Annotated in this window: 7 protein-coding genes; 4 read left to right on the forward strand and 3 right to left on the reverse strand. The window is 70.2% G+C overall.

Going from position 1 to position 10,100, the window contains the following annotated elements; genetic code table 11:
• The first annotated feature begins 57 nt into the window (after positions 1-57).
• From ACX9TP_RS29930 to ACX9TP_RS29940, 3 genes are read left to right on the forward strand one after another with little or no spacing between them, the layout of a single operon-like run.
• Entirely contained in the window at positions 58-756 is a 699-nt protein-coding gene (locus ACX9TP_RS29930) for a glycosyltransferase family 2 protein (RefSeq protein WP_482974050.1), read from the forward strand.
• A gap of 5 nt (positions 757-761) precedes the next feature.
• Complete coding sequence (locus ACX9TP_RS29935; protein WP_482974051.1) at positions 762-1,154, forward strand: DUF2304 domain-containing protein; 393 nt, start codon at positions 762-764, stop codon at positions 1,152-1,154.
• A gap of 5 nt (positions 1,155-1,159) precedes the next feature.
• Entirely contained in the window at positions 1,160-3,382 is a 2,223-nt protein-coding gene (locus ACX9TP_RS29940; RefSeq protein WP_482974052.1) for a DUF7657 domain-containing protein, read from the forward strand.
• Positions 3,383-3,709: 327 nt separating this feature from the next.
• Here ACX9TP_RS29940 and ACX9TP_RS29945 read toward each other — a convergent pair whose 3' ends face one another.
• Together ACX9TP_RS29945 and ACX9TP_RS29950 are read right to left on the reverse strand one after the other, a co-directional pair.
• Entirely contained in the window at positions 3,710-5,794 is a 2,085-nt protein-coding gene (locus ACX9TP_RS29945) for a glycosyltransferase (RefSeq protein WP_482974053.1), read from the reverse strand.
• Positions 5,784-6,260: a hypothetical protein gene (locus tag ACX9TP_RS29950; RefSeq protein ID WP_482974054.1), complete on the reverse strand. Its 477-nt coding sequence runs from the start codon at positions 6,258-6,260 to the stop codon at positions 5,784-5,786. The genes ACX9TP_RS29945 and ACX9TP_RS29950 overlap by 11 nt, the downstream gene beginning before the upstream one ends.
• 333 nt (positions 6,261-6,593) lie before the next feature.
• Between ACX9TP_RS29950 and ACX9TP_RS29955 the strand changes: the two genes are divergently transcribed.
• Positions 6,594-8,468 carry a glycosyltransferase gene (locus ACX9TP_RS29955; protein WP_482974055.1) on the forward strand — a complete coding sequence of 625 codons (1,875 nt, stop codon included), beginning with the start codon at positions 6,594-6,596 and terminating at the stop codon, positions 8,466-8,468.
• Positions 8,469-8,538: 70 nt separating this feature from the next.
• On the opposite strand, the gene ACX9TP_RS29960 is transcribed toward ACX9TP_RS29955, so the two are convergent.
• The gene (locus ACX9TP_RS29960) at positions 8,539-10,029 is read right to left on the reverse strand and encodes a class I SAM-dependent methyltransferase (RefSeq protein ID WP_482974056.1); all 1,491 of its coding nucleotides are present in this window, start codon (positions 10,027-10,029) and stop codon (positions 8,539-8,541) included.
• Positions 10,030-10,100: the final 71 nt, after the last annotated feature.

A 10,100-nucleotide genomic window follows, 5' to 3' on the forward strand; every position in this document is an offset into this window, starting at 1 on the left:
GCCTTTTCCCCAACGCCGGAAACGGGTAGAAGGACGCCGACCCACAAAGGGGGAGGCATGGACACCCCGCGCGGCCTGATTGTGCTGCTCGCCTATAACGAAGAGGAGTGCATCGCTTCCACGGTGGCGGAGCTGCGCAAGGCTCTGCCCGCGATGGACGTGCTCGTCGTCGACGACGGCTCCGCGGACAAGACGGCGGTGCAGGCCCGCTCCGCGGGTGCGCAGGTGCTCTCCCATCCCTTCAACCTGGGCGTCGCCGCGGGCGAGGCCAGCGGGCTGCTCTACGCGGCGCGCTTCGGCTACGGGCGCGTCGTCCGGATGGACGGCGACGGCCAGCATGACCCGGCCTCCGTGGCCTCGCTGCTGGAGGCGCTGGACGCGGGCGCGGAGCTCGCCATCGGCAGCCGCTTCGCGGGCATCACCAGCTTCCGCTCCACCCTGCTGCGCCGCTTCGGCAACCGCTTCCTGGCGTGGCTGCTGTCGTCGCTGTGCAAGCAGCGCATCACCGACCCGACCTCTGGCTTCCGCGGCTTCGGCCCGCAGGCCATCCGCTTCTTCGCGCGCACCCACCCGCACGACTATCCGGAACCGGAGAGCGTGCTGATGGCGGCCCGGCAGGGCTTCAAGATTACCGAGATGCCCGTGCGCATGCGGCCGCGCCTCACCGGCACCAGCTCGCTCACCGCCTGGAAGTCCGCCTTCTACATGGCGAAGGTCTCCTTCGCCCTGCTCATGGAGCGGGCGCGCCCGGTCTGATTTTCATGATTCGCTCCAGTCTCATCGGCCTGGCCTTCGCGGCCGCCTTCGCGCTCACCGTGCTGCTGTCCGCCCGGCGGCGGCGCACCAGTGAGCGGCACACGTTCGCCTGGCTGCTCGTCGCGGTGTTCATCGCCGTGCTGTCGCTCTGGCGCAACGGCATCGACGCGCTTGCCGAGGCGATGGGCATCTACTACGCGCCCTCCGCGCTGTTCTTCATGGCGTGCACGGCGCTGCTGTGGCTGGTGTACCGGCTGAGCCTCCAGGTGGCGGACCAGCGCCAGCAGCTCAAGCGACTCGCGCAGGAGGTGGCGCTGCTGTCCGCGACGCCCGCCGCGCCCCAGGCGGGAGCCCCCACGCCTGCCCCGGGCCACGACTCGCCCGCCCGGCCCCAGTGAGTGTCATGACAACTGCTTTCCGACGCATCCCCCGCGCCGCGTGGTGCTGGGGCCTGCTGCTGGTCATCAGCGCGTCCTTCTACGTCGGCAACACCCTGTCGCCCTCGTCGTACGCGCTGACGTTGCGCGCCTTCGAAGCGCCGGATGACGGCGTCATGTTCGGCAAGCCCCGCCGCATCCGCGGGGACGAGTGGGGCGTCATCACCCCGCTCACGCAGGCCACGGTGAATGCCGGGCTCGGGCGGTACAACACCGGCTCGTACTACGAAGAGGATTTGCGCACCGTCTACGCGATGCCCATCAAGGACTGGGGGCTCGCCTTCAAGCCGACGATGTGGCTGTTCCTCGTGGTCAACCCGGCGTACGCGTTCTCCTTCCACCACTTCAGCATCACCGCCCTCTTCCTGGTGGGCTGGGCCCTGCTCTTCCGGCGGCTGCAGCTGCGCTGGCTGTATGCGGGGCTGCTGTCGGCGTCGCTCTTCTTCACCGCCTTCACGCAGTACTGGTGGACGACGCTGGGCCCGCCCCTGGCGTACTACCCGTGGCTGGTGTTGCTGCTCATGAGCGGCGCCCCGCTGTGGCAGCGGTCGCTGGCCTTCTACTGGGTGGCCGCCTGTTGGCTGCTGTCGTTCTTCTATCCGCCCATCTTCATCCCCCTGGCCTTCCTCACCGTCGCGCTGCTGCTGGCGTACGCGCCGGCGCTCCTGCGCAAGCCAACCTCGCTGCTGGCCTTCGGCGTTGCCGGGGTGCTGGCCTGCCTGACGGCGGTCTACTACCTGCGGGGCTGGCTCCAGGCGACGCTGCAGACCTTCTATCCGGGCAAGCGCGTCATGGGCGGCGGGGATTTCGGGTGGGAGCGCACCCTGGCCCAGTTCCTCCCCCTGGCGGAGCTGAACCACCACGAGTCGCTCGTCACCGGGCCCGGCGCCAACATCTGCGAGCTGGCGGTGGTGGGCAGCGTCTACCTGCTCATGGTGCTGTGCTTCCTCCGGTACGACCTGCTGAGCGAGGCGTGGCGCAGCGGCCGGCTCAAGCCCCTGCGCGTGCTGGTACCCGCGGCGCTGCTCATGGCGGCCTGGCAGCACCTTCCGCTGCCCCCGTGGATGGGCATGCCCCTGCTGTGGCACTACGTGCCGCCGTCGCGCATGGCCTTCGTCGCCGGCCTGTTCCTGCTGCTGCTCGTCTTCCTGCTCGCCGAAAACGTCGGCGTCGTGCTGAGCCTCGTGCGGGTGCTGCTCTTCGGCGGGCTCATCGTCGGCGGGTGGTACTTCACCAAGCAGGTGCCGCACGGCCTGGGGTTCGTGACGTCGTGGCGGGACGTGGTGGTGCTGGTGCCCGTCGCGGGCGTGTTCGCCGCGCACCGGCTGGGGTACCTCGACGCGTCCCGGGTGCACCCCTCGCTGCTCGGCACGTCCGTGGCCGTGGCGGCCATCTCCTTCGGCGCGTTCAACCCGCTGCAGAAGGCGTGGCCCATCTTCAACCGCCCCGTGACGCCCGTCAGCCAGCGGCTGGACGCCCTGGCCGCCGCCTCGCCGGGGGGCGTGCTGGTGGAGCCCGGCTACTTCGGAGCCACCCTCAATGGCTGGGGTTACCGCTCGGTGACACACGTGCTGCCGTCGCCCCAGCTGGAGCGATTCCAGCGACTGCTCCCGGAGCTCCCGGCGGAGCAGATCAACTCCACCTTCAACCGCTACGCCCATATCCGCCTCACGGACGAGGCCACGCCCCGCGTGGAGGGCAACGATGCGGTCGTCGTACCGGTGCGCGCCTTCCAGCAGGCCGTGGCGGCGCAGACGGAGCAGCGCTGGATTCAGGCGCCCACCGACACCGCGGCCCTGCCCACGGAGGTCAGCGGCCACGTGGACTCGGCGCGACTCGAGGGCGACACGCTGATTCTCCAGGGCTGGGCGCCGTGGGTGGGCATCAACGACAAGCAGGGGCTGCGCGTGCTCCTCAACCACCGCGTGGTGTCCACCGACCTCGACGGCGTCATCCGCGTGGACGTCGCCGCGGCGATGAAGGATGCGCGCTACCGGGACAGTGGCTTCACCGCGAAGCTGAAGCTCTCGCCCGAAGAGGTGGAGGCGGCGAAGCGCGACCTGGCCCTGTGCGTGGTCGCCGAGGATGCCGCGCGCGGCGTGGCCACCCGCCTGAAGACTCCCGACAACGTGCTGCCCTGCGCGTCAGCCCCGCCTCCGGCGGAGCACGCCACCCCCCAGCCGCAATAGCGCGAGCCCCAGCGAGGGGCTGACGCACGGAGCACCGGCGCGACTTCAGCGCCGGCCGAACCGGCGCCGGCGGGCGCATGGCCGTGCCGGCCCCGGGTGCACTGGCGCGACTTCAGCACCTGCCGAACCGGCTCCGGCGGGCGCATGGACATGCCGACTCCAGGTGCACCAGCGCGACTTCAGCGCCGGCCGAACCGGCTCCGGCGGGCGCATGGCCCTGCCGGCTCCGGGGGCACCGGCCCGGCTTCAGCACCTGCCGAACCGGCTCCGGAGCGTGCTGAGGCATCCCGCTCCGGGATGCCTCGGCGCAGAAGCCCTGCCCCGACTTCAGCGCCGGCCGAACCGGCTCCGGAGGTTGCTCAGGATTCCCGGGGTGGCGGGCGCCGGCGCGGTCGCGTGGCGGAGGTGGTGCTCGGCGATGTGGGCCCGCTCCTCGGCTGCGGCCCACTGCTCGAAGAGGACCGCCAGCGCGCGCTTCTGGTGCAGCGTCACCGCGGGAGGGCTGTCGATGACGGACTGGTAGACCGCCTCCGTGCGCAGGGCGGTCTCCTTCCAGGTGAAGCGCTTCACCTGGTTGCGTCCCGCGGCCACCAGGCGCTGGCGCAGGGCCATGTCCGTGGTGACGGTCAGCATGTGCGCGGCGATCTCCTCCGGAGAGAACGACTCCAGGTAGAGCGCGGCGTCCCCGGCGACTTCGGGAACCGACGTCAGGCTGGAGCACACCACCGGCGTGCCCGCCGCCATGGCCTCCAGCACCGGCAGGCCGAAGCCCTCGTAGGCCGTGGGGAACAGATAGGCGGACGACTCCTGGAACAGCGCGCGGACCTCGTCCGGCTCCACCGTGCCCAGATACCGGACGCCCTCGGGCAGCTGGCCGTCGTCATACAGCGCCCCGCGCCCCTTGGTGCGCGGCCCGATGAAGATCAGCTTGGGCACCGGCGTGCGGTGCTTCCAGCCCGCGCGGAACAGCTGGTAGCCCTCCACCAGCAGCCGCAGGTTCTTGTGCGCGAAGTCACTCCCCGCGCTCAGCAGGAAGGGCCCCACCAGGGAGTGTTTCTCCAGCACCTTCTGGTTGGCCGCCTCGTCGCGGTCCGCGAAGGACTCCACGTCCACGCCGAGGTGGACGGTGTGGACGCGCTCGGGCGGGAGCTGGAACTCGGAGATGATCTCCTGGCGGTTGTGCTCGGAGATGGCGATGACGGCCTGCGCGGCGTGCAGCGATGCGAAGGACAGCGCGCGGTAGCGGCGGAACAGCCCGTAGTTCGGATGGGTGGTCGGCGCCCGGTAGGCGATGAGGTCCTGGTACGAGATGACGGAGTGGCTGGGCGCATCCAGCAGGCTGCGCAGCTCCTCGGGACGCAGCACCTGCGCCGACCGGTGCAATACCTGGGGCGGCGGCGTGTCCAGCGCATCGACGGCGCGCACGCCCTGCCGTTCGAAGAACGCGCGCTGCTCCGGGCTGCGCACCCAGACGGACATCTTCACGTCGGTGTGCTTCACCAGCGCCTTGGCGAGCTCCACCGCGTGGACGCCCGTCCCGTTCTCCCGCAGGCCCACGATGTGGCGACCGTCGAGGCAGACGGACACTTCCCCCAGGCGCCTGCGCACGTAGTGCGCGGCGACGTGGGCGTCGGTGGTCCGCACGAAGCTGCCGACGTGCTCCGGATAGTGCGGGTAGCGGGCATTCAGGCGCCGCGCGTTCAGCCGATCCAGCTCGTTGCGCTCCTCACCGAAGGAAATCGAGCCCAGGTGGTAGACGAAGGCGCGGTTGGCACGCACGACCTGGAGGCCGAGGCGCTGCGCGCGCAGGCACCAGTCGTTCTCCTCGTTGTAGCCACGGCCATACGCCGGATCCAGGCCGCCCAGCATGTTGAGCGCCACGTGCTTCAGCAGCAGGCTGAAGCCCACGCCGGTGGGCACCTCGGTGTAGCGCGGAGAGAAGTCCTCCAGCTCCAGCGGCTTGCCCTCCAGCTCCTGCGCCTTCGTCTCCATGCAGAAGGCCGGCACCGAGCAGATGGTGGCGTTGTTGGAGAGGGGCACCACGGCGCAGATGCGGTCGTTCAGGTACGCCACATCGAGCAATTCCTTCAGCCAGCCCTCGGTGACGCGCGTGTCGCTGTTGAGCAACACCACGTCTCCCCCGCGAATCGCGAGGCCCCGGTTGGACGTCCCCACGAAGCCCAGGTTGACGTCGTTCTCCAGCAGCACCACCCGCGGATCCGAAGCGCGCAGCGCCCGGAGCATCGGGTACATCTCCGGCTCGGGAGAACAATCATTGACGAGGATCAGCGACCGCAGCGAGTCACCGGAGTGACGAAGCACCGAGTCGATGCAGGCGCGGGTGACTTCGACGTCTGCATAGATGGGGATGACGACGTCTGCCCGTCGCACCTTCACGACGTCAGCCTTCACGCCGTCCCCCGCGCTTCGCCGCGAAATCGAGCACCCGCCGGGTGTTCACGTGCACGGGCCCCAGGTAGCGCTTGAGCTGGGCGTTGATACGGTCGGCGATGACGTAACGCAGGGGCGGAGGCCCGGGAGGAGGCGGCTCGGCGGGCGGCACGTAGGACTCGCCGCGCAGGCGCAGCGCGTTCAGCTGCTCACGGGCCCGGGCCAGCTCCTCCAGCGTGCGGTCGCGCAGCTCGCGCAAGTCACGCACCTGCTGATCCAGCTCGCGGCAGCGCTCGCACGAAGCCTCGCGGGAGTCATCCGCCGCCGCGGCGGACTGGAGCTGGGACGCCAGCTTCACCACCGGCTTGCCGCGACGACCTGCGCCTTCGACGGCTGTCAGCGAGCTAGGAAGGTCGGCCTGTGTTGCCAGTCCTTCGGTCGTGTCCGTGCCAACCTGCTCTGACGTGCCTCTCAGTTGCTTCGTCACGCGAGTACTCCCCCGCTCCTGCGCCTTGGCAGCATTGAGCGGATGCCTTGGTGGGAGAGGACGGAGCGTGGCCCCCTCTCACGAACTTCCTTCCCGTTCCCGTTCGTCCGCGACCAGGGCTGGCGAGGGCTGGAATAGAGAGTTCGCGGGTGCAAGTCAAGCCGCCGACCACCTGTGTCAAAGCGCTGCCTTGGCGCGGTCCACCATATTTTTTGGTAAAGGAATCAAGGGCTTCGTGCGTCGGAGCTCCCGTGATCCGCCTGCTTGGAAAGCAGGGAAGCGCGGACACATACGAAGCATGGGCGGGGCCGGATGAAGGAATTCGAGGAGGATATGGTGAAGCAGGATGACAGCGCGCGGAGGTCCGACCTCGAGGTCGACTCCCTGCTGCGCGACGTGCAGCAGGCCCGGAAACGGGCGGTGTTGGCAGGTCCCCTCCCGGCGGGTGAACGCGGCAGGTTGCGGGTGCTCTATGTGACGTCCCGGGACGATGCCCCGTTCCGCTACCGCTGTGTGCATGCCTGCGAGCAGCTCCGCGCCTCGGGCGTGGTCGCCAACATCGCCCACGTGGACGCCGCGGACCTGCTCGACGAGCTGCCCCGCTACTCGCTGGTCATCCTCTTCCGGCTGGAGTGGAACGAGCGCGTGGGACAGGTCGTGCAGCGGGCCCGCGAGGCGGGGGCCACGGTGGGGTTCGACATCGACGACCTCATCTTCGACGAGGGCCTGGCGCCCCTGCTGCCCTTCCTCACGGAGGCCCCGCGCCCCGAGCAGACGTTCTTCCGGAGGCACATGGCCGCGCTCCACCGGACGCTGCGGGCCACCGACTTCTGCATCGGCACCACGCCCATGATTGCCCGGCATGCCACGAAGCTGGGCGTGCCGGGGCTCGTGCACCCGAACCTGCTGTCACACGACTTCCTGCACCTGGCGCGCGCCATCTACCCGCTGCGGCCGCTGCTCCAGCACACGCCGTACGTGGGCTACATGAGCGGCTCGAAGACGCACGACGGGGACCTCGCGTCCATCTCGGACGCGCTCGCGGACGTGCTGGCGCGGCGTCGGGAGCTGCGGCTGCTGCTGTGCGGGCACCTGGACGTGCCGGAGTCGCTGCGGCCCTTCGCCTCGCGCATCGACCGCGTCTCGTACCAGCACCACCTCGTCTATCCCTGGCTCCTGGCCCGGTGCCGCGTCCAGGTGGCGCCCCTCGAGACGCTCAACGACTTCACGCATGCCAAGAGCGCGCTCAAGGTCTTCGAGGCCGGCGTCTTCGGCGTGCCCGCCATCGCCAGTCCCATGGCGGAGTACGCGCAGGCCATCGTCCCGGGCGTCACCGGACAGGTGGCCCGGAGCCACGCGGAGTGGGTGGAGGCCCTGCTGCGGATGACCTCGCCCCTGGAGGCGCTCCGGATGGGCCGGGCGGCCCGGCGGCTGGCGCTGGAGGAGTACTCGCCCCTGGCCTGGAAGGACGTGCTCGCCTGGCGGCTGCTGGAGCGTGCCGGGCGTTCCTCACGGCCGGCCGCGGCTCCGCGTCCGCTGGAAGCGCCGTGGCCCACGTTGAGGAAGCGGCTCGGGCACGTGCGCCGGGTGGCGCGCCAGAGCCTGCGGTTCGCCAGCACGATGGAGCTGGGCAACCTGGAGCCCGCCTGGGTGCAGGCGAAGCGCTCCTGGCCGGTGGAGGCGGAGGAGGTGTTGCCGGGCGACGCACGCCTCGACGCGCTGGCGTCGCTGGAGGCGGGGCACCCGGGCAGCTCCTTCTCGGGCGAAGTGCTCGTCGGGCCCTCCCGCCCCGCGGAGCGCAATCCCGCGTGTGGAGACCTGGTGCCCGTGACGGAGGACGGCAAGGAGCAGCCCGGACGCTTCCTGGCGCTCCAGGGAGACCCCTGGTTCGTGCTCCATCCCTCGCCCGAGCTGATGACCGGGGCGCGGCAGCTCGTCGTGGGCTTGAGGGCCCAGAGCAGCCACGCCGGCAAGGTGCGCGCGCAGCTCTTCTGGGAGCCCATCACCGAGGAGAACAGCCTGTGCTTCGACGTCCTCGCGGATGGGAAGCTGCGCTACTACGCGGTGGACCTCGGGGAGCAGACCCGCGGGCGCTGGCCGCCCAAGCAGCCCTCGGCGCTGCGGTTCGACCCCATGGACCGGCCGGGTGAGTTCGAGCTGGTCACCCTCGCCCTGCTCACCCCCGTGGCCCCGTCCGTCGCGGCCTGAGGCCCGGGCGCTCGGGGGCGGCCTCCCTCTTCAGGGGCCGCCCTTCGAGGCGCCGTGACACGTCTGCTGCTCAGCGCGCCCGCTTCGTGGCCACCAGCATGAAGCGCGCGGTGGTCGTGGGCGGGTACGCCTCACGGGGCGGGTTGCGCACGTGCACCACGTGGAAGTCGAGCTCCGGCACGTTGCGCAGGATGCGGTCCTGGAGGGACTGCACGCTGTAGTGCCGGGCGAAGCGCATCCCGCCCGGAGGGCCCATGACCAGGTGCGCGCCCTCATCCAGCTCGATGTCCGGCGAGCCCAGCGCGATGAGGTTCTCCGCGCGCGCCGCCATGTGCAGGGGGACGAAGAGCGCGCGGCCTCCGGGCTTGAGGATGCGGGCCATCTCGTGGAACACGTCGATGTCCGCACGGCCCTCGAAGTTGTCGATGGAGCAGTGGGCCATCACCGCGTCGAAGTAGTCGTTCGGCGCCTCGATGGCGTTGGCATAACCCGACACCGTGCGCTTCTCGAGGTTGGTCTGCAGCGTGATGTCGTGCGCGTAGAAGTCCGCGCGGCGCCAGGAGGACAGCACCTCGGCGGCCGGGGAGATCCAACAGGCCAGGTCCATCACCCGGTCCGTCTCCTTCCACCGCAGGTATTCCCAGGAGAGATAGTGCTCGAAGGCCTTCTCCAGGTAGTAGCCCCGCTCCCCGCCATAGTGCGCCACGTAGTTCTTGGCGTCGTACAGCGGCCGGGCGTGCGCGAGGTACGCATCGAAGCCCGCCGCGTCGCACGAGTACTCCTCCACGCGGATGTTGGACGCGAGGAAGGCCTTGTAGATGAGCGCATACGCCCCGTCGTCGGCCACGTGGCGCGGCGACGAGTGCAGGTACGGGCTCTTCGACATCAGCAGGTAGAGCGAGTTGAGCTCACGGAAGGTGTCTCGCAGCGACTGCTGGCTCAGGCGGTCGGCGCCGCTGGAGCCTCCGGCCAGCGCGCTGCGCTTCACGACGATGGTGCGGCCCCAGAGGTTGTAGTGCTCCTCGTCGCGGGTGGCGCCCTTCGGGTCCAGGGTCAGCTCGAACGAGCCCTCGCAGCGCAGCACCTGCTGGCGCCCGGGGGTGACCCACTCGAAGGCGATGTGGTGCTCGCCCGCGCCAAGGCCGCTCACCGGGACGTCGGCGCGAAAGCCGCAATAGCCCGCGGAGGGGGCATTGAACACGCGCACCAGGTCCTGGCGCTCGTCGCCGAGATAGGCGCGGTACGGCACCCCATCCACGAGGATCTTCAGCTCGCCGTCCTGCACCTCGGCGTCCGGGTCGAACGCCCAGCCCTGAAGGCCGAGCAGACCGTCCGGATGCGCGGAGACCTGCGCGCGCTGGGACGGGACATTCACCGCCACCGCGTTGATGTGGTCGATGCAGCACTTCGACCACGGGACGCGGGGCCAGTCCGCGGGAAAGGGAGCCACGCGCGCCGAGTCCTCGTTCACGGTGTTGCTCCCCGTCGGCGGGGACATGGCGGCGGCAGCAGACAGCGCACGGCTGGCGAGGCGCACCGCGGGCCTGACCGCGCGGTCCACACGCGGGAACATCCGCCCCAGTGACTCGGCCCGGCGACGAGCCTCCCTCAAGAGCACATCCCAATTGCCGT

This window comes from Pyxidicoccus sp. M15, assembly GCF_056858435.1.